Origin of the sequence: Escherichia sp. AM3 (assembly GCF_032029835.1) — a bacterium.
GTDB lineage: Bacteria > Pseudomonadota > Gammaproteobacteria > Enterobacterales > Enterobacteriaceae > Escherichia > Escherichia coli.
The window spans coordinates 1-469 of record NZ_JAVUPQ010000561.1; the positions used below are offsets into that span (position 1 = coordinate 1).

Here is a 469-nt window from a genome sequence, read left to right on the forward strand (position 1 = left end):
GCAGAAAACTGCGATCTTATCGCCCACCAGCCGCCGCAGACTTTCTGGCAGGCGCTGCAACTGTGTTACTTCATCCAGTTGATTTTGCAGATCGAATCTAACGGTCACTCAGTATCGTTTGGTCGTATGGACCAGTATCTCTACCCGTACTATCGCCGCGACGTTGAACTCAACCAGACGCTGGATCGCGAACACGCCATCGAGATGCTGCATAGCTGCTGGCTGAAACTGCTGGAAGTGAACAAGATCCGCTCCGGCTCACACTCAAAAGCCTCTGCGGGAAGTCCGCTGTATCAGAACGTCACTATTGGCGGGCAAAATCTGGTTGATGGTCAACCAATGGACGCGGTGAATCCACTCTCTTACGCGATCCTCGAATCCTGCGGTCGCCTGCGTTCCACTCAGCCTAACCTCAGCGTGCGTTACCATGCAGGAATGAGCAACGATTTCCTCGACGCCTGCGTACAGG

Annotated in this window: 1 protein-coding gene; it reads left to right on the forward strand. The window is 54.2% G+C overall.

The window, feature by feature from the left end:
* On the forward strand, positions 1-469 hold a 469-nt coding region (locus tag RTW80_RS27230), incomplete at both ends, for a pyruvate formate lyase family protein (RefSeq protein ID WP_312721205.1).